Annotated in this window: 20 protein-coding genes; 7 read left to right on the forward strand and 13 right to left on the reverse strand. The window is 66.3% G+C overall.

The features are described from left to right. Positions 1–101 precede the first annotated feature (101 nt). Positions 102–1,253, forward strand: coding sequence for a helix-turn-helix transcriptional regulator (locus AB4061_RS29955; protein WP_441639845.1), 1,152 nt, complete (start codon positions 102–104; stop codon positions 1,251–1,253). On the opposite strand, the gene AB4061_RS29960 is transcribed toward AB4061_RS29955, so the two are convergent. Next, positions 1,250–2,140, reverse strand: coding sequence for a LysR substrate-binding domain-containing protein (locus AB4061_RS29960; RefSeq protein WP_441639846.1), 891 nt, complete (start codon positions 2,138–2,140; stop codon positions 1,250–1,252). The genes AB4061_RS29955 and AB4061_RS29960 overlap by 4 nt on opposite strands. A gap of 156 nt (positions 2,141–2,296) precedes the next feature. Here AB4061_RS29960 and AB4061_RS29965 point away from each other — a divergent pair, with 156 nt between their 5' ends. The 4 genes from AB4061_RS29965 to AB4061_RS29980 all read left to right on the forward strand — a co-directional run bounded on the left by AB4061_RS29965 (position 2,297) and on the right by AB4061_RS29980 (position 6,231). Further along, positions 2,297–3,505, forward strand: coding sequence for a CaiB/BaiF CoA transferase family protein (locus AB4061_RS29965; RefSeq protein WP_441639847.1), 1,209 nt, complete (start codon positions 2,297–2,299; stop codon positions 3,503–3,505). Between the two features lie 69 nt (positions 3,506–3,574). Next, a complete protein-coding gene (locus tag AB4061_RS29970; protein WP_441639848.1) occupies positions 3,575–4,036 on the forward strand; it encodes a MaoC family dehydratase in 462 nt (153 codons plus the stop codon). A gap of 19 nt (positions 4,037–4,055) precedes the next feature. After that, positions 4,056–5,216, forward strand: a complete 1,161-nt coding sequence (locus AB4061_RS29975; RefSeq protein WP_441639849.1) for an acyl-CoA dehydrogenase family protein — start codon at positions 4,056–4,058, stop codon at positions 5,214–5,216. Positions 5,217–5,229: 13 nt separating this feature from the next. Further along, entirely contained in the window at positions 5,230–6,231 is a 1,002-nt protein-coding gene (locus tag AB4061_RS29980) for an acyl-CoA dehydrogenase family protein (protein WP_441639850.1), read from the forward strand. Positions 6,232–6,265: 34 nt separating this feature from the next. On the opposite strand, the gene AB4061_RS29985 is transcribed toward AB4061_RS29980, so the two are convergent. Continuing rightward, positions 6,266–6,931, reverse strand: a complete 666-nt coding sequence (locus AB4061_RS29985; protein WP_441639851.1) for a TetR/AcrR family transcriptional regulator — start codon at positions 6,929–6,931, stop codon at positions 6,266–6,268. 530 nt (positions 6,932–7,461) lie between these two features. Here AB4061_RS29985 and AB4061_RS29990 point away from each other — a divergent pair. Beyond that, entirely contained in the window at positions 7,462–7,905 is a 444-nt protein-coding gene (locus AB4061_RS29990) for a hypothetical protein (RefSeq protein WP_441639852.1), read from the forward strand. Here AB4061_RS29990 and AB4061_RS29995 read toward each other — a convergent pair. From AB4061_RS29995 to AB4061_RS30035, 9 genes are all read right to left on the reverse strand, one after another. Then, entirely contained in the window at positions 7,814–9,340 is a 1,527-nt protein-coding gene (locus tag AB4061_RS29995) for a SpoVR family protein (RefSeq protein ID WP_309406016.1), read from the reverse strand. The two genes, AB4061_RS29990 and AB4061_RS29995, sit on opposite strands and share 92 nt — an antisense overlap. A gap of 90 nt (positions 9,341–9,430) precedes the next feature. After that, positions 9,431–10,708 carry a YeaH/YhbH family protein gene (locus AB4061_RS30000; RefSeq protein WP_441639853.1) on the reverse strand — a complete coding sequence of 426 codons (1,278 nt, stop codon included), beginning with the start codon at positions 10,706–10,708 and terminating at the stop codon, positions 9,431–9,433. A 37-nt stretch (positions 10,709–10,745) separates the two neighbouring features. Further along, entirely contained in the window at positions 10,746–12,668 is a 1,923-nt protein-coding gene (locus AB4061_RS30005) for a PrkA family serine protein kinase (RefSeq protein ID WP_318235460.1), read from the reverse strand. Positions 12,669–13,089: 421 nt separating this feature from the next. Continuing rightward, positions 13,090–14,277, reverse strand: a complete 1,188-nt coding sequence (locus AB4061_RS30010; RefSeq protein ID WP_441639854.1) for an acyl-CoA dehydrogenase family protein — start codon at positions 14,275–14,277, stop codon at positions 13,090–13,092. A 74-nt stretch (positions 14,278–14,351) separates the two neighbouring features. After that, positions 14,352–15,131, reverse strand: coding sequence for an enoyl-CoA hydratase/isomerase family protein (locus tag AB4061_RS30015; protein ID WP_441639855.1), 780 nt, complete (start codon positions 15,129–15,131; stop codon positions 14,352–14,354). 60 nt (positions 15,132–15,191) lie between these two features. Further along, complete coding sequence (locus AB4061_RS30020) at positions 15,192–16,178, reverse strand: Bug family tripartite tricarboxylate transporter substrate binding protein (RefSeq protein ID WP_441639856.1); 987 nt, start codon at positions 16,176–16,178, stop codon at positions 15,192–15,194. Positions 16,179–16,235: 57 nt separating this feature from the next. Continuing rightward, positions 16,236–17,978, reverse strand: coding sequence for a long-chain fatty acid--CoA ligase (locus AB4061_RS30025; RefSeq protein WP_441639857.1), 1,743 nt, complete (start codon positions 17,976–17,978; stop codon positions 16,236–16,238). A 60-nt stretch (positions 17,979–18,038) separates the two neighbouring features. Then, the gene (locus AB4061_RS30030) at positions 18,039–19,031 is read right to left on the reverse strand and encodes a Bug family tripartite tricarboxylate transporter substrate binding protein (RefSeq protein ID WP_441639858.1); all 993 of its coding nucleotides are present in this window, start codon (positions 19,029–19,031) and stop codon (positions 18,039–18,041) included. 64 nt (positions 19,032–19,095) lie between these two features. Then, complete coding sequence (locus AB4061_RS30035; RefSeq protein WP_441639859.1) at positions 19,096–20,100, reverse strand: tripartite tricarboxylate transporter substrate binding protein; 1,005 nt, start codon at positions 20,098–20,100, stop codon at positions 19,096–19,098. A gap of 335 nt (positions 20,101–20,435) precedes the next feature. Between AB4061_RS30035 and AB4061_RS30040 the strand changes: the two genes are divergently transcribed. Next, complete coding sequence (locus tag AB4061_RS30040) at positions 20,436–21,614, forward strand: AraC family transcriptional regulator (protein WP_441639860.1); 1,179 nt, start codon at positions 20,436–20,438, stop codon at positions 21,612–21,614. Between the two features lie 139 nt (positions 21,615–21,753). Here AB4061_RS30040 and AB4061_RS30045 read toward each other — a convergent pair whose 3' ends face one another. Together AB4061_RS30045 and AB4061_RS30050 are read right to left on the reverse strand one after the other, a co-directional pair. Then, positions 21,754–22,188, reverse strand: a complete 435-nt coding sequence (locus tag AB4061_RS30045) for a universal stress protein (RefSeq protein ID WP_174423784.1) — start codon at positions 22,186–22,188, stop codon at positions 21,754–21,756. 36 nt (positions 22,189–22,224) lie between these two features. Further along, the gene (locus AB4061_RS30050; protein ID WP_441639861.1) at positions 22,225–22,443 is read right to left on the reverse strand and encodes a YdcH family protein; all 219 of its coding nucleotides are present in this window, start codon (positions 22,441–22,443) and stop codon (positions 22,225–22,227) included. Positions 22,444–22,531: the final 88 nt, after the last annotated feature.

The raw sequence follows: 22,531 nt of genomic DNA on the forward strand, positions 1-22,531 counted from the left end.
TGCCACTTCGGAGCCGGCCACAGCGAGCCAGCCGTACCGCTACCAGCGGGCCAATAAAAAGAGAAAAGCAGGATCAGGCGAGAGCCACCGGGGAAAACACTATGGGCGAACATCCGTCGGCGGATGAAGACTTCCATCGTCTGATCGATTCGATCTACGAGTCGGCGCTTGACGTCACTGCCATGCCAGCCGCGCTGGATCTCTTCTCCCGCTATACCGACATCGAAAGCCCGCATTACCTGGTCTGGGACAAACTGTCCGGGCAAGCGCGCCTCGGCGTCACCCCGCATGGCTGCTTCCCGGCGCAGGGCACCTACGTGCCGGAAGGCCTGCATGCGCTGGCAAGCCTGCCCAGGCGCGCGCTCGCGGGCGATCACCCTGGCAACCTGCGGGACGGCGCGCCTTGGCGCGCGCCGGCGCATGGCGCCGACCTGGAGCATGGCGTGCGCCTGCTCGATACCGCCGAGGTCTGCGTGCTGATGGGCGGCACGGACCGGGGCAGCCGCCCGGACTCCGGTTTCGACGGGGCGGAGGGCTTGAGCCACCGCAGCAAGCGGCTCGCGCGCGTGCTGCCGCACTGGGCCCGCGCCGCGCGCATGCAACAGCGCAACTTCGAGTTGAGCGGCCTGGCGGCCCTTGGCCTGGCCGGGCTGGACACGCTCGACTTCGGCGTGATGGTGCTGCAAGCCGATATGCGCGTGCGCTACGCCAATATCTGGGCCGAGGCGCTGGTGCAGGCCGACAGCCAGCTCGCGCTGGAAAACGGCGTGCTCAAGGCCCACGACCAGACCCTGCACGCCACCCTGCACAAGCTGCTCGACCGCGCCATGCAATCCCGTGGCGGCGAGGCGGCGGCCGGCTCGTGGATGCACATTACGTCGGGCGGCCAGCCGGTACCCATCATCGTGCTGCCGCTGGTGGCCCGCCAGCCGGTGGAAGGCCCGTGGCAACTGCCGTTCGCGATGGTGCTGATGGGCAATTCGGAATCGCGCTCGGTGCTCGACAGTTCGGTGCTGACGTCGCTGTTCGGCCTGTCGCGCAAGGAAAGCCTGATTGCCATCCGCCTTGCCGCCGGCGAAACCCTGACCGAGATCGCCGACCACGAATTCGTCTCGCCCCACACGGTGCGCGTGCATATTCGCGACATCCTGCGCAAGACCGGCACCCATCGCCAAAGCGAGCTGGTGCGCCTGCTGCACCTGCTGCCGGGCGTGGCGCTGGAGCGCGCGCGCCCGCCTGATCCGCTGGCCTAGGCAACCACGGCGCTGGCCACCTCCAGCAAGCGCTGCACCTGCCGGTCATCGCTATCCGTGGACGTGGCCAGCGCGATGCCGATGCGCGCCGCCGGCCGCGGGCTGGCCAGCCGCAGGAAACGCACGCGCCGGTTGATATAGCGCGCCGCCACGCTGGGCACCAGCGCCACCCCAAGGCCGCTTTCCACCAGGCTGACGATGGTCTGCACCTGCACCGCCTCTTGCGTCACACGCGGCACGAACCCGGCTTGCTGGCACAGCAGCATGGCGATGGCCTGCAGGTTGGGCACCTCGGCGCTGGGATGCATGATGAAGGGTTCCCCGGCGAGCGCCTTGAGCGCAATCGCGTCGCGCTCGGCAAAGCGGCTATCGGCTGGCACCGCCGCCACGAACTCGTCGTTCTCCAGCGGCATCAGCGTGTAGCCGCCGCTGTGCAAGATGGGAAAGCGCACGAGCCCGGCATCGAGCTGATGGCGTTCCAGCCGGTCCAGGATCGACGCCGAGGTGGATTCATGCAGGATCAGCTCGATCCCCGGGTGCGCGGCCCGAAACGCCGTGATCAGCTTGGGCAGCAAGGCGTAGGTTGCCGAGCCCACGAAGCCCACGCGCAGTGCGCCGCGCTCGCCATGCGCCGCCGCCAGTGCCGCCGCACGAGCCTGGCCGGCATGGAACAGCGCGCGCCGCGCGTCATGCAGCGCGGCTTCGCCGGCCTGGGTCAGCCGCACCCCGCGCGAGGTACGCACGAACAGCGGCGTGCCGAGCGCATCTTCGAGCTTGCGGATCGAGATGGAGAGCGGCGGCTGCGCCATGTGCAGGCGCTCGGCCGCGCGGTGGAAGTTGCCGGTTTCGGCCAGGGCGACAAACTGCTGAAGTTGACGAAGGTCCACGCTGATGTCCGCATTGATATCTGGGAGATATCGAATCCTAAAAATCTAATATTAGACGCAAGCGACCCGCCTGATCTACCCTGTGGCATCTGGCGCGCGCCCGGGCACCCGGCCCGGCGCAAGCCAGGCACAAGAACAGACAGGAGACACCCAGGCATGTTGCCCCTCTCAGGCATCCGCGTCATCGACCTGTCCACGGTCGTGATGGGCCCTTACGCCAGCCAGTGGCTGGCCGACCTCGGCGCCGAAGTCATCAAGGTGGAGCCCCCCGAGGGCGACTCCACGCGGCGCACCGGCCCGGCCGCCGAAGATGGCATGTCGGCCATCTTCCTGGGCGTGAACCGCAGCAAGAAAAGCGTGGTGCTCAACCTCAAGCTGCCCGCGGCGCAGGCCGCGCTGGAGCGCCTGCTGGCCAGCGCCGATGTGTTCATGCACAGCATGCGCCCGCAGAAGCTGGCCGGCCTTGGGCTGGACCCCGCCGACGTAATGGCGCGCCACCCGCGCCTGGTCTACGTGAGCTTGCTGGGCTTTGCCGAGGATGGCCCCTATGGCGGCCGCCCGGCCTACGACGACATCATCCAGGGCCTGTCGGGCAATGCCGCGTTGATGGCCGCGCAGACCGGCACCATGCGCTACTTCCCCACCATCGCGGCCGACAAGACCAGCGGGCTGGTGGCGGCGATGTCGATCTCGGCCGCCATTGCCGGGCGCGAGCGCCAGGGCGGCAAGGGTGCGCTGGTGGAAGTGCCGATGTTCGAATCGATGGTGGCCTTCAACCTGGTCGAGCATCTCTATGGCCAGCACTTCGAGCCGCCGCGCGGGCCCACCGGCTATCCGCGCGTGCTGGCGCCGCTGCGCCGGCCCTACCAGAGCGCCGACGGCCACGTCTGCATGATGCCGTACACCGATGCCCACTGGCGCGACTTCTTCACCGCCGCGGGCCGGCCCGACTTGGCCGCCGACCCGCGCTTTGGCGGCATCGCCGCGCGCACGCAGCATATCGAAACCCTGTACGAGCTGACCGGCGAGATCGTGCGCACGCGCACCACCGGCGCCTGGCTGGCGCTATGCGAAACGCTGCAGATCCCGGTGGCGCGGGTCAACCAGCTCGCGGAACTGGTGGATGACCCGCACCTGCGCGCCACCGGCTTCTTCGACACGCTGGACGACCCGGTCATGGGCACGCTGCGCTTCGCCGGCGCGCCGGTGCGCTTTGACGGCCAGCGCGCGCCGAGCGCGCTGCCGCCACGCCTGGGTCAGCACACCCGCAGCCTGCTTGGCGAGGCAGGCCTGAGCGGCGAGCAGATCGATGAGCTGGGCCGCACCGGCGCGGCCTATTGTGCGTCGCCGGCCACTAATGCCTAACCCTGCCGCATTCCCGCTCCTAACATAAAGGAAGCCGGCCGCCGATGGCGGCCCTCACCAGGAGACGCCGTGCCCCATACCCAACTACCCCGCCTCGGCCAGGGCTTTTATTGGCAAGACATCAAGGAGGGCCAGGCCTTCCAGACCTTCCGCCGCACCGTGACCGAGACCGACCTGATCAACTTCATTTCGGTCACCGGCATGCTGGAGGCGATCTTTATCGAGACGGGCTATGAAGGCGGCGCCATCCATGGCCGGCCCGTGCCCGCCGCGCTGACCTACGCCATGATCGAAGGCTTCATCCTGCAGACCATGATCCAGGGCACGGGGCTGGCCATGCTGGAGCTGACGCAGAAGATCCACGCCCCGGTGATGGTGGGCGACACCATCTGGGCCACGGTCACGGTGACCGGCATCCGCCCCACTTCGCGCAACGGCCGCGCCGTGGTGGACTCGGACATCGAAGTCTTCAACCAGCGCCATGAGCGTGTCATGACTTATTCCGCCCGGCGCTTGCTGGCCGGCCGCTAGCCACACGGAGACGCCCGTCTTGACTTCACTGCCCAGCACGTTCCAGCTGACTGCCTTGCCGCCGGCCGCTGCCGCCTTCCGGCGCGAGGTGAAGGCATTCCTGGCCGAACACCTGCCAGCCCTTGCGCCCGAGGTCCGCGCCCGTTCATGGATGGGCTTCGACGCCGGTTTCAGCCGCGCGCTGGCGCGGCGCGGCTGGGTGGGCATCACCTTGCCCGCGCAATATGGCGGCGCCGGGCTCGATCCGTTCTCGCGCTTCGTGCTGGTGGAGGAGCTGCTGGCGTGCGGCGCGCCGGTCTCGGCCCACTGGATCGCCGACCGCCAGAGCGGGCCGCTGATCCTGCGCTACGGCAGCGACGCGCAGAAGGCTTTCTACCTCCCGCGCATCTGCAAGGGCGAGGCCTTCTTCTGCATCGGCATGAGCGAGCCCAACGCTGGCTCCGACCTGGCCAGCGTCGCGACCCGCGCGGTGCCGCAGCCGGATGGCGGCTGGCGCTTGAACGGCCGGAAGATCTGGACGACCAATGCCGATCGCTGCCACTACATGCTGGCGCTGGTGCGCACCTCCGGCACGGGCGAAGACCGTCAGCGCGGCTTGTCGCAGGTCATCATCGATCTCTCGGCGCCGGGCGTGACCGTGCGCCCGATCCGCGACCTGGCCGGCGACGCGCATTTCTCCGAAGTCAGCTTCGAGGACGTGATGCTGCCTGAAGCGGCGCTGGTGGGCCGCGAAGGCAGCGGTTGGGAGCAGGTCAACGCGGAGCTGGCCTTCGAGCGCAGCGGGCCGGAGCGGCTGTATTCCAGCGTGGTGCTGCTCGAAACCTGGATTGCGGCGATGCGGCGCGCGCCGCCCGCGCGGCGCGACACCGTCACCATCGGCCGGCTGGCAGGCAGGCTGGCGGTGCTGCGGGCCATGTCGCTGGCGGTGACCGCCCGGCTTGCCGCAGGCGAGAGCCCGGTGGTGGAAGCCGCGCTGGTCAAGGACCTGGGCACGGAGTTCGAGCAGGCCATTCCGGCGCTGGCGCAGGCCGCGCTCGGCGACGACCCGCGCCTGGCCGCCGATCCCGACCTGTACCGCACCCTGGCCTACGTCAGCCAGGTCGCCCCGTCCTATTCGCTGCGCGGCGGCACGCGCGAGATCCTGCGCGGCATGATCGCCCGGGGCCTTGGCCTGCGCTGAACCGGAGTTCCCTATGCATAACGCTTACTCGGACGCGCTCGACAGCGTGCTGCGTGACTGCTGCACGCCCGCCGTCATCCGCGCCATCGAACGCGGCGAAGATCACCTGGCCCTGTGGCAGTCACTGCAAGACAGCGGCTTTGCCGATTGCCTGCTCCCCGAGGCGGCCGGCGGGGCGGGCTTGCCGCTGGATGAACTGGCGCCGGTACTGTTCGCGCTGGGCCGCCGCGCGCTGCCTTTGCCGCTGGGCCAGACCCTGTTCGCGCGCGCGCTGCTGCACGCGGCCGGGCTGGCGGTGCCGGCCGAGCCCATCGCACTGGCGAGCTTCGACATGGAAGACAGCGCCACGGATGCGGTTCTCGTGGCCGGCGGCGCGCAGGCGGCCTGGTTCCTGGTGCAGGAAGGCACGCAATGCCTGTTGCTGCCACGCGCCCGCGCGCAAGTCCGCCCGACCGGCGCCCATGCGGATCTGGCCGTGGTGCTGCTGCGCCCCGCATCGGACGGCTTGCTACGGTTTGCGCTGCCCGCGGGCACGCTGCGCCAGATCGGAGCTTGCCTGCACGCTGTGCAGCTGGCCGGCGCGTTGTCGCATGTGTTCGACATGACGCTGCGATATGCCAACGACCGCCAGCAGTTCGGCCGCGCCATCGGCAAGTTCCAGGCCATCCAGCACCAGATCAGCGTGATGGCAGAACATGTCACCGCCGCGCGCATGGCCGCGCAGATCGCCTGCGCCGGCGGCGGCTGGCGGCCGGACCCGCTGCGCGCGGCCATCGGCAAGCTCAACGCCAGCGAAGCGGTCACGCCAGTGGCCGCCATTGCGCATGCCGTGCACGGCGCCATCGGCATCACCGAGGAGTACGACCTGCAGATCTACACCCGCCGCCTGCATGCCTGGCAGCTGGCGGACGGGTCGCAGACTTACTGGGCAAGGGTGGTGGGCGAGGCGGTGTGCGGCCAGCCCGGAACGGGCGTGGTCGATCTGACGCGAAGCTGGAGCACCGACGCGGCCTGAGCCCCGGACGGGACCGGGGCCGGGGCCGGCCAGATCAGCAGGCGTCGGGCTCGCGCTGCAGCAGGCTCCAGCACAGGCGAACCAGCTCGTCCTCCAGGGCCGGGCTGCCGAGCAAGGGCGAGCGCTCCAGCGCGGCCGAGCGTACTACCCCGGACAAGGCCCGCGTGAGCGCGAACATCTGGACCGGGGCGGGCAAGCGCAGCGCGCTCATGCCCAATGCCTGCAACTGCGCGCCGATCCCTTCGCTGGCCAGGCGCAGCGCCGCCACGGCATCCTCGTCGCGATCATGGCGCCAGGCCAGGCGGGCCAGGGCGCGGCTATGCGCATCGTAGCCACCGAAGCTGAGCACATAGGCCTGCACATAAGCCCGCAGCGCGGCGCGCGCGGCTTGCGGCTCCGGCAGGCCCGCCGCTGCCGGCATGGCGGCCAGGCGCTCGGCCAGCATCGTTTCCAGGGCCACCATGGCCGCCTCGCGCTGTTGCTCGATCAAGGCGCGGCCAATTGCCGCGCGGTCGGCAAAGTACTGATAAAGCGAGCCAACCGCGACCCCTGCCAGCGCGGCGATCTGCTCGGTGGTGGGCTCGGGCTGGGCGCGCATCTCGTGTTCGGCGAACAGTTTCGCCGCGGCTTGCAAGATGACTTGGACAGTATGTTGCGCGCGCTGCTGCGAGGGCTGGCTGCGCTTCGGCGGTTCGGGCACGGGCTAACCGGACAAGTCCCAGACCATGCACGCCTCGTCCTCGCCTTCACCCGTTTTGCCCGCTCCACCCACTCCACCCGTTCCGCCCGTTCCGCCCGCATCGGCGCTGCCGGTGCATTCGCCCGGCCTGCGCCGCGTGCGCGCGCAGAGCCGGCTGGACCCGCTGCGCAGCGGCTTGCTCGGATTGCCAGCCTGGGTGGGCCTGGGGCTGGCGCTAGGCCGCGAAGGCCGCGCGCTGCGCACGCTGCCGCTTGACGACCTTGGCCAATGGGCGCGCTACGATGCGGATTCCACCAGCGAATGGCTTGGCCAGCGTGGTTGCCGCGAGGCGCTCGCCTATGTCACGGAGCCGCTGTCGCAGGGGTTCTATTTCCTCACGCCCGAGTCGTCCTCCGCCGCGCTGATGCTGATGGCCAGCGGCTTCGGCTGGCGCCGCTGCGCCAACACTTCGCTGGCCGGCGGCATGCAAAGCCTGCCACGCGCGCTGGCACGCACGTTGCGGGTGGAGACCGGGCGTCTACGGCGTCTTGGTGCCGCGTGCCGAGCGCCGTTTTGTGGCCGCGCTGGCGCTGGACGCCGGCAAGCGCCCGCTAGCGCATCCCGCCAGCGGCCATGGGCAAGTCATCCAGGTCATGCTGGAAGACCGCGCCGCCGCGGATCAGCTGGGCGCGAGCGATGCGCAGATCCTCGCCGGCGTGCTGCCCGAGGTCGAACATTACCTGCCGGGCATCTCGCGGCAATTGCAGGACTGCCTGGTCACGCGCTGGGCGCAGGCGATGCCCACGGTGCCGGTCGGCCGCGGCGACCGGCTTGTGGGCCGCGCAGGCCATCATGCGGGCGGTGTCATCCACCGCCCGCGCGGGCTGACGCTGCCATGCCCGCTCAAGCCGCCTTGCGATGCCGGCGTTCCGGCTTGCATTCGTACTTGGATTCGCGCCGGCCATCTTCATAGGCCACTTCCAGGCGCACCGTAAAGCCCCACAGCCGCGTGACGTGGCGGATCACCTCGTCGAAGTTCTGCGCCAGCGGACGGCGGTCGTTCTGCAGGTGGCGCAAGGTCAGGGAGCGGTCTCCGCCCACATCCACATTGGTGATCTGGATGTTGGGCTCCATGTTCGACAAGTCGTACTGGTTGGCCAGCAACTGGCGGATGTTCCTGTAGCCCTCGTCGTCATGGATGGCAGTCACGCGCAGCTTGCCTTCGCGGTCATCGTCGAGCACCGAGAACAGCTTGAGCTCGCGGATCACCCGCGGCGACAGGAACTGCAGCAGGAAGCTTTCGTCCTTGAAGTTGCGCATGGCGAAGTCGAGCGTCTTGCGCCAGTCGCTGCCGGCAAATTCCGGCGCCCAGCGGTAGTCTTCCTCGGTCGGGTTCTCGCACATCCGGCGCAGGTCCTGGAACATCAGGAAGCCCACGGTGTACGGGTTGAGGCCGCTGTAATAAGGGCTGTTATACGGCGGCTGGTAAATCACATTGGTATGCGCCTGCAGCAGCTCCATCATGAAGGCGTCGTTGACCAGGCCTTCTTCATACAGCTGGTGCAAGATGGTGTAGTGCCAGAACGTGGCCCAGCCTTCGTTCATGACCTTGGTCTGGCGCTGCGGGTAGAAGTACTGCGCGATCTTGCGCACGATGCGCACGATCTCGCGTTGCCACGGCGCCAGCTTGGGCGCGTTCTTCTCGATGAAGTAGAGCAGGTTTTCCTGCGGCTCCGGCGGGAAGGCGGCATCGCGCTCGAACCCTTCATCGTCTTCCAGCGCGTGCGCGCGATGCTTGGGCAGGGTGCGCCACAGGTCGTTGACCTGCGTCTGCAGGTAGTTCTCCCGCTCGGTCTGGCGCGCCTGCTCCTCGGCAATGGAGAGCTTCTTGGGCCGCTTGTAGCGGTCCACGCCGTAGTTCTGCAGCGCGTGGCAGGAATCGAGCAGCAGTTCCACTTCCTGCTCGCCGTAACGCTGCTCGCATTCGGCTACATAGTTCTTGGCGAACAGCAGGTAGTCGATGATGGCATCGGCGTTGGTCCAGGTGCGGAACAGGTAGTTGCCCTTGAAGAAGGAGTTGTGGCCGTAGCAGGCGTGCGCGATGGTCAGCGCCTGCATGGGCATGGTGTTCTCCTCCATCAGGTACGCGATGCAGGGATTCGAGTTGATGACGATCTCGTAGGCCAGGCCCATGTGCCCGCGCTGGTAGCTGCGCTCGGACGCGAGAAAATGCTTGCCGTACGACCAATGGCTGTAGCCCACCGGCAGGCCGGACGACGCATAGGCATCGAGCATCTGCTCCGCGGTAATGATCTCAACCTGATTGGGATAGGTGTCCAGACCGAAATCCCCGGCAATGCGTGCGATTTCGCGGTCATAACGCTGGATCAGCTCAAAGGTCCACTCCGAGCCGGTAGAGAGATATGCCATTTACGACCCCCGTTGCGGGTAAAGCTAGGGTTGCGCCTCTCTACCGCCCTGCGGGAGAGGGGAAAACACCTGCCAAAAACCAGGGCGACCTCAGCGGCTGGATGGCCATGCCGCTTTTTTCTGGAACAGGTCATGCAGCACAGGGTAGATCTCGTCCGCCCCGATGATGCGCTGCATGGCGAAGTTCTCATGCCGGTCCTTGACCGCCAGATACTCTTCCCACAGGTTCTGCGGCTCCTCCGAAGCCACTTCCACATAGGCGTAGTACTGCACCAGCGGCAGGATGGACTCGCGCAGCAAGCGCCCGCACAACTCCGAATCACCCGCCCAGTTGTCGCCATCCGAGGCCTGGGCGCAATAGATGTTCCACTGGCTGGCGGGATAGCGGTCTTGAATTACCTCGACCATCAGCTTGAGCGCGCTCGATACGACCGTACCACCGGATTCGCGCGAATGGAAGAAATCTTCCTCGTTCACTTCCTTCGCCACCGTGTGATGACGAATGAACACCACGTCGATGCGATCGTAGTTGCGTTTGAGGAAGAGGTACAGGAGCATGAAAAAGCGCTTGGCGAGATCCTTGCGGCTCTCATCCATGGACCCGGACACATCCATCAGGCAGAACATCACCGCCTGTGCCTGCGGGCGCTTTTTCAGCACGCGGTTGTTGTAGCGCAGGTCGAGCTTTTCGATAAAGGGCACGCGCTCCACGCAGGCGCGCAGGTGACGCATCTCCTTCATCAGCTCCAGCGCCCGTGCCGAGTAAGGCCCGTCCTGCTCCAGCACCTCGCCATACTCCTGCTCCAGCAACGCGAGCTTTTTCTGGTAAGGACTGGACAAGGCAATGCGGCGCCCGAGCGAGCTTCGCATCGTGCGCAGGATGGACAGGTTGGACGGCGTGCCGTCGATCGAGAAGCCAGCCCGGACCTTGCGGACCTCGGCGATCTTGGCAAGGTGGCGCTTGGCCATGTCCGGCAGCGCCATGTCCTCGAAGAAGAAATTGAGGAAATCCTCGCGCGACAGGCTGAAGACGAAATCATCCTCGCCTTCACCCGAATCGCTCGCCTTGGAGCCGCCTCCACCCCCGCCTTGCTGCTGGCGGTCGAAGCTGTCCCCCCGGACAAATTTCTTGTTGCCCGGGTGGATCCACTCCCGCCGGCCGCCCTGGCCGTGGTGAAAAGCTGGCTCGGAGATGTCCTTGACCRGAATGGACACCTGCCCGCTTTGCTCGATGTCCATGATCTTCCGGCCGGACACCGCCTTCGCCACCGCCTGGCGTATCTGTTCGCGGTAGCGCTTGATGAAGCGTTGCTGGTTGACGGCACTCTTGTTGCCGCCGTTCTCGCGCCGATCGATGACCGTGGCCATATGCTTGCCCTCGCTTAGAGGCCTCGTTCAGGCGCCGTTACGATGATTTTCTTACGCGCAAATACCACTCCACAAGTAAGCGGACCTGCTTCGCGGTGTATCCCTTCTCAACCATGCGGTTGACGAAGTTCGCGTGCTTGTCCTGATCCTCGCGAGAGGATTTGGCGTTGAACGAGATCACGGGCAACAGATCTTCGGTGGTGGAGAACATGCGCTTCTCGATCACCATGCGCAACTTCTCGTAGCTGGTCCACGCGGGGTTCTTGCCCGCGTTGTTGGCCCGCGCGCGCAGCACGAAGTTGACGATCTCGTTGCGGAAGTCCTTGGGGTTGGATATCCCAGCGGGCTTCTCGACTTTTTCAAGTTCGTCGTTCAACGCGTTGCGATCGAGAATCTCGCCGGTGTTCGGGTCGCGATATTCCTGGTCCTGGATCCATAGGTCGGCAAACACCACGTAGCGATCGAAGATGTTCTGGCCGTATTCGGAGTACGACTCCAGGTAAGCAGTCTGGATCTCCTTGCCGATGAACTCCACGAACGGTGCGGTCAGGTACTCCTTGATGTACGACCGTAGCTTGGCTTCCTGCTCCGGCGGGAACTGCTCGCGCTCGATCTGTTGCTCGAGCACATAGAGCAGGTGCACCGGATTGGCGGCCACCTCGGTATTGTCGAAGTTGAAGACCTTGGACARGACCTTGAAGGCGAAACGCGTGGACAAGCCGTTCATGCCTTCGTCGATGCCAGCGTAGTCGCGATACTCCTGGTACGACTTGGCCTTGGGGTCGACATCCTTCAGGCTCTCGCCGTCATAGACGCGCATCTTGGAGAAGATGTTCGAATTCTCCGGCTCCTTGATGCGGGTGAGCACGGCGAACTGCCCCATCATCTTCAAGGTGTTGGGCGCGCAAGGCGCGGCCGACAGCGAACTGCTGCGCAACAGCTTGTCGTAGATCTTCACCTCCTCCGACACGCGCAGGCAGTACGGCACCTTGACGATGTAGATCCGGTCGAGGAAAGCCTCGTTGTTCTTGTCGGCCTTGAAGGTTGTCCACTCGGCTTCGTTCGAGTGCGCCAGGATGATGCCGTCGAAGGGGATCGCGCCGAAGCCCTCGGTACCCTTGTAGTTGCCTTCCTGGGTGGCGGTCAGCAGCGGGTGCAGCACCTTGATCGGCGCCTTGAACATTTCCACGAACTCAAGCAGCCCGCGGTTGGCCAGGCACAGCCCGCCGGAATACGAGTAAGCGTCCGGATCGTCCTGCGGGAAATCTTCCAGCTTCCTGATATCTACCTTGCCGACCAGCGAGGAGATGTCCTGGTTGTTTTCATCGCCCGGCTCCGTCTTGGAAATCGCGATCTGCGACAGCACCGACGGGCGCAGCTTGACCACGCGAAAGCGCGTGATGTCGCCGTTGAACTCATGCAGGCGCTTGACCGCCCACGGCGAGGCGATGGTGTTGAGATAGCGCACCGGGATGCCGTAGTCCTCTTCCAGGATCTTGCCGTCTTCCTCGGGCGAGAACAGCCCGAGCGGCGATTCATGGATAGGTGAACCCTTCAATGCGTAGATGGGAATCTGCTCCATCAACGCCTTGAGCTTTTCCGCGAGCGAGGACTTGCCCCCCCCCGGAGGCCCAAGCAGGTAAAGGATCTGCTTGCGCTCCTCGAGCCCTTGCGCGGCATGCTTGAAGAAGGCGACGATCTGCTCGATCGTGTCCTCCATGCCGTAGAACTCGCGGAAGGCCGGATAGACCCTGATGACCTTGTTGAAGAACAGGCGGGACAGCCGAGGATCGTGGTGGGTATCCACCAGTTCGGGCTGACCAATGGCGGCGAGCATGCGCTCGGATGCGGTTGCATAGGCGGAAGGATCCTTCTTGCAGATATCCAGGTACTCCTGGATGCTGTATTCCTCTTCCTTGCGACCTTCGAAGCGTGTGGCGTAGTGGCCGAAAATGTCCATACCTCACTCCCGTCAGAGACCCGTCCGAGGCGAAGGTAGATCTACTACAACTCAAGATTTCGCGGCAGCGCTTGCGGTTCCGCCACCCCGGCTTGGCGGTGCTGCCATGTTGCGAAATCTTTACTTAATCATAGTCAAATAACGGCGAGAGCTGAGAGTCGGTTGACGAACTTTGCAATGGCGCAACGAATCAGCTCGGCTCACCGTACTACCACTCCAGGCCCCACTCGCGACGGGCATTTGAACCATGTCTTGTGACACACATTACACCTTTCCGTTATTCCGTGCACACCTGCTTTTGTAACGAAACACGCGCTTTTCCCCTCGCAACCCGCGCTGGGCGGGGCTTTGCGGCCGGCCTACTTCCAACGCACTACGACGTTGGCATGAGAGGCTTGCCACATGGCCCCGCGCACACGCGTCACAGCGTGCGTGCCACCAGCTCCTTCATGATTTCGTTGGAGCCGCCATAAATCTTGCTGACCCGCGCGTTCGCATACATGCGCGCGATCGGGTACTCGAGCATATAGCCATACCCGCCATGCAGCTGCAGGCATTCGTCGATGATCTCGCAGTTCTTCTGCGAGCACCACCACTTGGCCATGGCCGCGGTGGGCGCATCGAGCTCGCCTTTCAGCAAGCGCACCATGCAATCATCGACGAAGGTAGCGGCGATGGTTGCCTCGGTCTTGCACTCCGCCAGCTTGAAGCGCGTGTTCTGCATATCGATCAGCGGTTTTCCAAACACCTGCCGTTCGCGCACGTAGTCGGTGGTGAGCTCGATCGCGCGCTGCATGCTCGCCACCGCACCAAGCGCGATGATCATGCGCTCCTGCGGCAGTTGCTGCATCAGCTGATAGAAGCCCTTGCCCTCCTCGTCGCCCAGCAGGTTCTCCACCGGCACGCACACGTCGTCGAAGAACAACTCGGCGGTGTCCTGGCCTTTCTGCCCAATTTTTTCCAGAATGCGGCCGCGCCTGAAGCCAGGCTGGTCCCGGGTCTCGACCATGATGAGCGAGACCCCTTTCGCGCCGGCATCGGGATCGGTCTTGGCTACCACGCAAACGAGGTCGGCGTGATAGCCATTGGTGATGAAGGTTTTTGCACCGTTGATGCGATAGATGTCTCCGTTCTGGGTCTTCTCGCGCACCGCTCGGGTGCGTACCGACTTGAGATCCGAGCCCGCGCCAGGCTCCGACATGGCGATGGCGGCCACCATGGCGCCTGAAGCCATCTGCGCAAGCCATTTGCGCTTCTGCGCCTCGGTACCGTAGTTGAGCAAGTAATGGGCCACGATGCCGCTGTGCACGCCATTGCCCAGGCTGGTGGCGATGGCGCGTGCCATTTCGTTACAGATTACAGCCTCGTGGGCAAAGTTCCCGCCGCCGCCGCCGTACTCCTCGGGAATGCTGGCGCATAGCAGCCCAACCTCGCCGGCGCGGTTCCAGACTTCGCGGTCGATGTAGCCGCGCTCGGCCCAGCGCGCCTCGTTCGGCACCAGCTCGCGCTCCACGAAGCGGCGGACGGTGTCCTGGAACATGACCAGGTCTTCGCTCATCCAGGGCACCTTGCGGGCGGCCATCGCCATGTTCTTGTCGGAATTTCCCATGTTGTTCTCCTTGATGATTGCCGGTGTTGCGGGTGTTGCGCTGCAGCACCACGCAGTTGTTGCCATGTGGTTGTTCAGTCGGGCCAGCGATAGCGCGGCGGGTGCTTTTCCAGGAAGCGCGAGGCGGCCTCCTTGCGGTACTCGGTGGCGAAAGCGATACCCTGGCCGTCCGCCTCCATCTCCAGCATGCTGTGCAGGTCCTGGTTCAGCGAGGTATTGAGCGCCTTCTTGGTCAGCGCAACCGCTACCGGCGAGGCTTCGGTAAAGGCCGAGGCAAGCGCCAGCGCGCGCGCCTGCAGCGCCTCCGGCGCAACGATCTCCATCACGATGCCTTGCTCCAGCGCCGCTGCGGCGCTCAGTTCACGCATGGAGAACATCAGCGCCTTGGCGCGCTGCAGGCCGATCATGCGCGGCAGCGTGTAGAACACGCCGCAATCCGGGATCAGGCCCAGGCGCAGGAAAGGCAGGCCAAAGCGCGCGCGCGGCGTGGCCAGGATGATGTCGGCCACGAGAGCCAGGCTGAAGCCGGCGCCATAGGCCGCGCCGTCTACCGCCGCGATCACGGGACGGTCGAGGTGGATCAGGTCTTCCAGCCAGGGATGGATGGCCGCCAGGCGCTGGCGGCCCTGGTCAGCGCTGATTTCGCCCTGCATCGAGCTGATGTCGCCGCCGGAACAGAAATCCGTGCCCGCGCCGGTCAGGATCAGCGCGCGCACGCTGGTGTCCTGGCGCAACTGGTGCACGACCTCGCCGATCTCGCGGCGCATGGTGCCGTTCAGGGCGTTCTTGCGCTTCGGGAAGTCGAGCRTCAGGGTGGCAACCCCGTCGGCAACGGCGTAGCGAATGGTCTCCATGGCGAGCTCCTCTGGGTGGCCTCGGTGAATAAATGCTGTAGCAGTCATACGATCGGCGCCTCAGTCGAGCTGGATGTTGGCGTCGCGGACGATGCGCGCCCACTTGGGCGTGTCCGTCGCGATCACGGCGGCCAGTTCCTCCGGGGACGAGCCCACCGGCTGCAGCCCCATCGCCGCCAGCTTTTGCGAGATGTCCGGGAGCCGCACGATGCGGGCGATCTCGGTAGAGAGCCGGGTAACCACGTCGCGCGGCGTATTGGCGGGCAGGAACATCGAGAACCAGCCGCTCGGCTCAAACCCGGTGAAGCCGGCCTGCGCGAACGTCGGCACCGAGGGAATCGATTTGTAGCGCTGGGTGCCCGTGATGGCGAGGATCTTGAACTTGCCGCTATTTAGATAGCTGTTGGCCGAGGTCACGTCGACGAACGCCGAATCCACCTGCCCGCCCAGCACGTCGCTCATCAGCGGCGCGGCGCCTTTGTATGGAATGTGTGCAAGGTCCACGTGCGCCTGCATCTTGAGCAGCTCGCCATGCAAATGCGACGAGGTGCCGTTGCCGTAGGAGCCGTAGCTGAGCTTGCCGGCCTTGGCCAGGGCCACGAACTCGGCAAGCGTGCTGGCCGGCACCCGGTTGGGCACCACGAACAGGTCGGAGGACCTGGCCAGCAGTGAAACCGGCGCGAAATCGCGGGCCACGTCGTACGGAATGCGCTTGTACAGGCTGGGCGACTGGATCATGGCGGTGATGCCGAGCAGCATCGTGTAGCCGTCGGGCGGCGCCTTGGCCACGATGTCGTTGCCGAGCATGCCGCTGGCGCCGGGCTTGTTGTCAACCACCACCGGCTGGCCCCAGGCCTCGGTCAGGCGCTGGCCGATCATGCGCGCGATGGTATCGGTGCCGCCGCCGGCGGGATACGGCACCACCATGCGGATGGGCCGCGCCGGATAGGTGCCCTGCGCCTGCGCGGGCCACTGCCATCCGCCCAGCAACGCACCGCCGCCCAGCGCGGCCGCCTGGCCCAGCCAGTTTCGTCTCGATGTCTTCATGATGTCTCTCATCGTTCTCGTGGTTCTCGTGGTTCTCGTGGTTCTCGTTGCTCTGGCTCAGGCCACGCTGCCGGCGGCGGCCGGTTGATCCCCGCCTTGGTCCTGCTCCAGCTCCTGCAGCGCCCGCCACTGGATCTTGCCGGTGGCCGATTTGGGCAAGGCATCGACGAAGCTGACAATGCGCGGCACCTTGTACGCCGCCAGCCGCTCGCGGCACCACGCCATGATCTGCTCGGCGCTGGCCTCGGGCGTGCCGCGCGCGGCCGGCTTGAGCGCCACCACGGCCTTGACGGTCTCGCCGCGGCGCGCATCGCGCGCGGCGATCACGCAGGCTTCGTGGACGGCGGGATGCCCGTAGAGCAGGTTCTCCACCTCCGCCGGCCAGACCTTGAAGCCGGATGCGTTGATCATGCGTTTGAGCCGGTCGCGCATGAAGAAGTAGCCTTCCTCATCCATGAAGCCGAGGTCGCCGGTGCGCAGGAAGCGCTTGCCATCGATCTCGATGAACGATTCCGCGTCGGCCTGCGGGTTGCGCCAGTAGCCGCGCGTCACCTGCGCGCCATGGGTCACGATCTCGCCCAGTTCGCCCTGCGGCAGCTCGGCCAGCGTGTGCGGGTCGATCACGCGCGCGTCCACGCCGAACGTAGCGATGCCCAGGCATTCGCGCTTGGGCCGGTGGCGCGGATTGGACAGGAGGAAGGCGGCGGTCTCGGTCAGTCCGTACGCCTCCACGTAAGGCAGGCCAAAGCGCTCCTGCAGCATGGTGGCCACGGCGTCCGGCATGGCGGCCCCACCGCCGCCCAGGTAGGCAAGGCTGGAGAGGTTGCGCTCGCCGATGCCCGGCTGCGCGAAGAAATCCACCAGCATGGCGGGCGGCGCGCCCCAGGTGGAAACCTGGTAGCGCTCGATCAGGTCTGCTGCCAGCGCGCGATCCCAGCGCGGCAGCAGCACGATGGTGGCACCCAGGTAAAGCGGCGCGTGGATGCCGTTCTGCATGCCCAGCAGATGAAACATCGGCGCGACCGACAAGCACACGCTCTGCGGGCTGGCGCTGCGCCACAGCTGCGAGCCCACCGCCGCGCTCATCAGCGTGCCGTGCGTATGCATGCAGCCCTTGGGATGGCCCGTGGTGCCCGAGGTGTAGGCCAGCATGCACAGCGTGTCGTAGCCGGCTTCATGCGCGCGCGGGGCATGGCCGGCGGCATCGGCCTGTGTCCAGGTCGCCAGCGTGGCGCCCGCGGGCGCGCAGGCGGGCGGCGGGGCGCGCTCGTAAAGCCAGGCGGGCACGCCGCCTGTGCCGCCGGCCGCCTCGAGCATGTCCCCGTACTGATGCACGATGACATGCGCCAGCCTGGCGCCATGCAGGGGCGCGATCTGCGGATAAAGCTCCGCCGCGACAAAAGCCGCCACCGCGCCGCTGTCCGCGGCCACGTGTTCGAGCTCCCCGGTCAGCCACATCGGGTTGGCTGGCACGACCACCGCCTCGGCGCGCAGGATGGCGTAGTAGGCCACGATGAACTGCGGGCAGTTCTGGCTGAACAGCATCACGCGGTCGCCCGGCGCCACGCCGCAAGCCTGCTGCAAGTAGCCGGCCATGCGCTCGATCTGCGCGTGCAGGCTGGCGTAAGAGATGCCCGTGTGGAAATACTGGATCGCGGTCTTGTCCGGATAGCGCCGGGCGGCCACCTCGACGTTGTAGGCCAGGCTGGTGCGCGGCACGCACACCTCGGCGGGCATGCCTGGCGGCCAGTGGGGAGAACGGTAGGCCGGAGCGTGGGTAGCAGAAGCAGCTTGATTCATAAGAAACATAAAGTGGGAAAATTGCCGGCCACCACCGGCCTGGCGGGCATCGAGGCGGCGTTAGTCAAGACGGATGTTCCGGGTGCGGATGACCTTGCCCCAGCGCGCGTAATCGCTGCGCATGGTCTCGGCGAAGGCATCGGGCGTGCTGCCGGCAAGCACCACGCCCATGTCGTTCATGCGCGCGCGCACAGCTGGCATGGCCAGAACGCGGTTGACGTCCGAGGAGAACTTTTCTATCACCGGGCGCGGCGCGGCGGCCGGCAGCAACAGCCCGAACCAGCCCATCGAATCCATGCCCGCGATGCCAGACTCGCGAAAGGTCGGCACGTCTGGCAGTTGCGGCGCGCGCGCGGGGCCGGTCACCGCCAGCGCGCGCAGGCGGCCGGTTGCCGTGTGCGGGCGCGCGCCCATCACCGAGATGATCGCCGCGGGGATCTGCCCGCCGAGCAGGTCGTTCAGTTCCGGCGCCTCGCCCTTGTACGACACGTGGGTCATGTCCAGGCCCGCTGCCTCGTTGAACACCTCGCAGTAGAGATGGCCGCTTGAACCAGTGCCGTAGGAGCCATAGTTGAACTGCTTTGGCCTGGACTTCACCAGCGCGATGAACTCGGCCAGCGTTGTGGCGGGCACCGAGTTGTGCACCGCAAACACCAGGCTGGTGGTGCCAAGATTGGACACCGGGGCGAAATCGCGCACCGGGTCGAACGGCGCCTTGGCGTAGAGGCTGGGGGCCTGGACCAGCGTGGTGATGGTAAGCAGCGCGGTATGGCCGTCGGCATCGGCCTTGGCCACGGCGTCGGCGCCGATCATGCCGCTGGCGCCCGGGCGGTTTTCCACCACGATGGGGCGCTGCCACATCTTGCCGAGCGGCTCGGCAATGGCGCGTGCCAGCACATCGGTGGCGCCGCCCGCGGGGTAGGGCACCACCAGCCGCACGGGCTTGGCCGGGAAAGCGCCGGCACGCACCGGGCTCAGCCCCAGGCCCAGGCCGCCGGCGGCGAGGGCGCCGGCTCCGATCTGCTGCAATGCCTTGCGGCGCGTGTGCTGCATCGCTGCTCCTGAATCCGCCCCGAACGGGCAAGAGAGAAAGAGAGAGTTGGGAAATGCTGCAGGCTCAGTCGAGCCGGATATTGAGTTTGCGGATCACGCCGTTCCAGTAAGCCTGGTCGGCGCGCGCCACCTCGGCGAACTCCATCGGCCGGGTTCCTTTGACGATCACGCCAAGGTCGGTCATGCGCTGGCGGATATCGGGCGTGGCCAGGATGGCGTTCACGTCCGCCGACACCTTGTCCACGATCGGCCGGGGCGTGCCGGCCGGGGCAAACAGGCCGAACCAGCCAGGCCCGTCCAGGCCGCTGTAGCCCAGTTCCTGGAAGGTCGGCACCTCGGGCAGCATGGGCGCCCGGGTGTTGCCCACCACCGCCAGCGCGCGCAGGCGGCCGGTGCGCACATGCGGCTTGATCCCCATCACGGAGATGGTGCCCACCGACACCTGGCCGCCCAGCAGGTCGTTGAGCAGCGGCGCCTCGCCTTTGTAGGGGACATGGATCATGTCCAGCCCGGCGGCGCCGGTAAACACTTCCATATAGAGGTGCGCACCGCTGCCGGTACCGTAGGTGCCGTAGGAATATCCTTTCGGCTTGCCCTTCGCCATCTGCACCACCTCGGCGAGGCTGCCCGGCATGGACGAACTGGCGGCCAGCACCAGGTGCGAAGTCGCCAGCTCCGACAGCGCGACCAGGTCGCGCATCGGGTCGAAGGGCGGCTTTGCATACTGGCTGGGCAACTGCACCACGCTGGTCAGCGTGAGCAGCAAGGTGTAGCCATCGGCTGGCGCCTTGGCCACCGCATCGGCACCGATCATGCCGCTGGCGCCCGGGCGGTTTTCCACCACCACCGTGCGCTGCCACTGCTGGCCCAGCGGCGCGGCAATGGCGCGGGCGAGCACGTCGGTGGCGCCGCCCGCCGGATAAGGCACCACCAGCCGCACCGGCTTGGCGGGGTATCCGGTGGGCAGTGCGCCTTGCGCGAGCGCGCTGGCGATCCCGGAGATGCTGCCGCCAGCGGCCAACGAGGCCGCGCCAAGCCGTAACAGGGTCCTGCGACGTTCTATCTGCATCCTGCCTCCCCCCTCGTGAACCGCCATGCCGCGCCCTGCGGGTGCGCAGGCCGGCAAGGGATGAGATTGCGCGATGGTGCACTGCGTGGACAATGACCTTTCGGCCCAAAATGATTGGCCGAATCGTTCAGGGAAAAGCCTGCCTTTGGTAAATCCGGATTGTGCTGGGGCGCAGCATCGGGTCAACTGGCGCACATAGCCGGCACAGAACCGGCAGCGGTCCGGCGAGCCCGCCCGTTGCGCTGCAGTGCAGCGATGCAGCGGTGCACTGCAGCGAGATGCAGCCCAGGGTAGATCCGGAACAGGACCGGGGAGTCCGTTGAGACGAGGAGACCATGCAAATCGCCGCACTCAGGGCATCCGCACCGCCATCGATGACGGTGCCGCTCAGTTCCCTCCCGCCAGGCACACCGGGCGCAGCTGGCGCGCTAAGCGCGCGCCAGCAAGAGGCGCCGCGCGCCGACGCCGCCCAGCCGCCCACGCGCCACACCATTTCCGTGCTGCAGCTGCACCAGATCGTGCAAGGCGCACGCCGCCTTGGCTGCGACATCGACGCCCTGCTGCGCCGCGCCGCCATTTCGCCCGCGCTGCTGCAGTCGCCCAACGCGCGCGTGAGCGAGGGCCAGTTTGCCGCGCTGATGCGCTCGATGCGGCGCGTCACGCGCGACGAGTTCTGGGGCTTGCTCAGCCGGCCCGTGGCGCCGGGCGTGTTCGCCCAGGCCTGCCAGGCGTTGATCCACTGCGCCACGCTGGAAGACGCCATGCGCGCCGGGCTGAACCAGTATCGCCTGCACCTGGCCGATTTCGTGCCGCGGCTGCAACAGCGCGACGGCCGCGCCACCCTGCTCCTGCTGCCTCGCGCGCCCGCCACGGCGTGCCGCCAGTACGCGGAGTCCACCTTCGCCTTCCAGGCTTACGGGGTGGCCAACTGGCTGGTGGCGCAACGCATCCCCCTCGCCGGCGTCGACCTGGCCGCGCGCGCGCCGGAACCGGCGCGCGGGCCATCCCGGCTCACCGACACCGAACGGGTATTCAACACCCAGGTCCGCTATGGCCAGCCGCACACGGCCTTGCATTTCGACGCCAGCTGGCTGCGCTTGCCCGTAGTCCAGGACGCCAGCAGCCTGCAAGCCTTCCTGAACGACACGCCGCGCAACCTGCTCACCCGCTACCGCGATGACTCCTGCCTGGCCGAGCGCATCCGGCGCCACCTGCGCTGCCACCTCGATGACGAACTGCCCTCGCTGGAACAAATGGCCGAGACCCTGCGCCTGACGCCGCAAACCCTGCGCCGCCGCCTGCGCGACGAAGGGCGCGGCTACCAGAGCATCAAGGACAGCCTGCGCCGCGACGCGGCCATCGCCTTCCTGGAACACACGGACCTTGCACTGCAGCAGGTGGCCCTGCGCGTGGGGTTTTCAGAACCCAGCACGTTCCATCGCGCGTTCAAGAAATGGACGGGCGTGGCGCCGGGCGAATACCGGCAGCGGCAGATGATGGAGTCCGCGGCCTGAGTGCCTGGGCGCGGCAGATGAAGATGAAGATGAAGATCCCGTCGAGTCGCCGGCGAGCGCTCGGGTCGGCGGGATCCGTGTGACGCGGGGAGATTGCGCCGCTAGTGCGTCGCAACAAATCACAAATCCCCTGGCCGGCTCAGCGGAACACCAGCACCGGAATATCGCTATGCGTCAGCACCTTCTGGGTCTCGCTGCCGAGCAGCAGGCCGCTGATGCCACGCCGCCCATGCGACGCCATGAAGATCACGTCGCAGCCCAGTTCCTTCGCCATGCCGATGATGCCCCGATAGGGCGCGGACGCAATGGACGTGGCGCCCGAACACGGCACGCCGGCCAGTGCCGCGGCCGATTCCACCTTGGCCAGCTCCTCGCGCGCCGCGGCCTCGATGCGATGCTCGAAGACCGACTTCTTCTCATGGCCCGCGTCGCTGGACATCAGGAACGGATACTCCTCGAGGCACATATACGGGGTCAGCTTGGCGCCGGTCGTCCGCGCGAACTCGACGGCGGCCGGGAAAGCCTTTTGCGAGAGTTCCGATCCGTCGATGGGGAGCAGGATATGTTTGAACATGGGATGACCTTTCGATTGGCGGATTTGAAATGGGCTTCAGGAAGCCGAGACCTTGCGCAGGATGACGTAGAGCTGGTCCTTCAGGTGCAGCTTTTCCTTCTTGAGGATCTCGATGGCGGTGCCATCTGCGGGAACCTTTGCCGCCTCCATGTTCTTGATCTCATGGTCCAGTTCGTTGTGGCGGGTGAACAGCCGCGCAAAGTGGGCGTCCTGGGTCTTGAGGATGGATATCTGATCGCGGAATTCAGGAAACATGGGCCTCACCTTGGATGGGAGTTGGGACGCTGGGGAGTTCAGGGACATTGTGCCGTTAACCGGGCACGCGAGGCTTGATATGGATCAT

The sequence above is a fragment of the Cupriavidus sp. YAF13 genome (genome assembly GCF_052113425.1).
Lineage (GTDB): Bacteria > Pseudomonadota > Gammaproteobacteria > Burkholderiales > Burkholderiaceae > Cupriavidus.

What these genes read in the sequence shown, in the direction of transcription:
- AB4061_RS29955 (WP_441639845.1), top strand. Translation starts at nt 102, where the DNA reads ATGGGCGAACATCCGTCGGCGGATGAAGACTTCCATCGTCTGATCGAT.
- AB4061_RS29965 (WP_441639847.1), top strand. Translation starts at nt 2,297, where the DNA reads ATGTTGCCCCTCTCAGGCATCCGCGTCATCGACCTGTCCACGGTCGTG.
- AB4061_RS29980 (WP_441639850.1), top strand. Translation starts at nt 5,230, where the DNA reads ATGCATAACGCTTACTCGGACGCGCTCGACAGCGTGCTGCGTGACTGC.
- AB4061_RS29995 (WP_309406016.1), bottom strand. Translation starts at nt 9,340, where the DNA reads ATGGCATATCTCTCTACCGGCTCGGAGTGGACCTTTGAGCTGATCCAG.
- AB4061_RS30010 (WP_441639854.1), bottom strand. Translation starts at nt 14,277, where the DNA reads ATGGGAAATTCCGACAAGAACATGGCGATGGCCGCCCGCAAGGTGCCC.
- AB4061_RS30020 (WP_441639856.1), bottom strand. Translation starts at nt 16,178, where the DNA reads ATGAAGACATCGAGACGAAACTGGCTGGGCCAGGCGGCCGCGCTGGGC.
- AB4061_RS30025 (WP_441639857.1), bottom strand. Translation starts at nt 17,978, where the DNA reads ATGAATCAAGCTGCTTCTGCTACCCACGCTCCGGCCTACCGTTCTCCC.
- AB4061_RS30030 (WP_441639858.1), bottom strand. Translation starts at nt 19,031, where the DNA reads ATGCAGCACACGCGCCGCAAGGCATTGCAGCAGATCGGAGCCGGCGCC.
- AB4061_RS30035 (WP_441639859.1), bottom strand. Translation starts at nt 20,100, where the DNA reads ATGCAGATAGAACGTCGCAGGACCCTGTTACGGCTTGGCGCGGCCTCG.
- AB4061_RS30040 (WP_441639860.1), top strand. Translation starts at nt 20,436, where the DNA reads ATGCAAATCGCCGCACTCAGGGCATCCGCACCGCCATCGATGACGGTG.
- AB4061_RS30045 (WP_174423784.1), bottom strand. Translation starts at nt 22,188, where the DNA reads ATGTTCAAACATATCCTGCTCCCCATCGACGGATCGGAACTCTCGCAA.
- AB4061_RS30050 (WP_441639861.1), bottom strand. Translation starts at nt 22,443, where the DNA reads ATGTTTCCTGAATTCCGCGATCAGATATCCATCCTCAAGACCCAGGAC.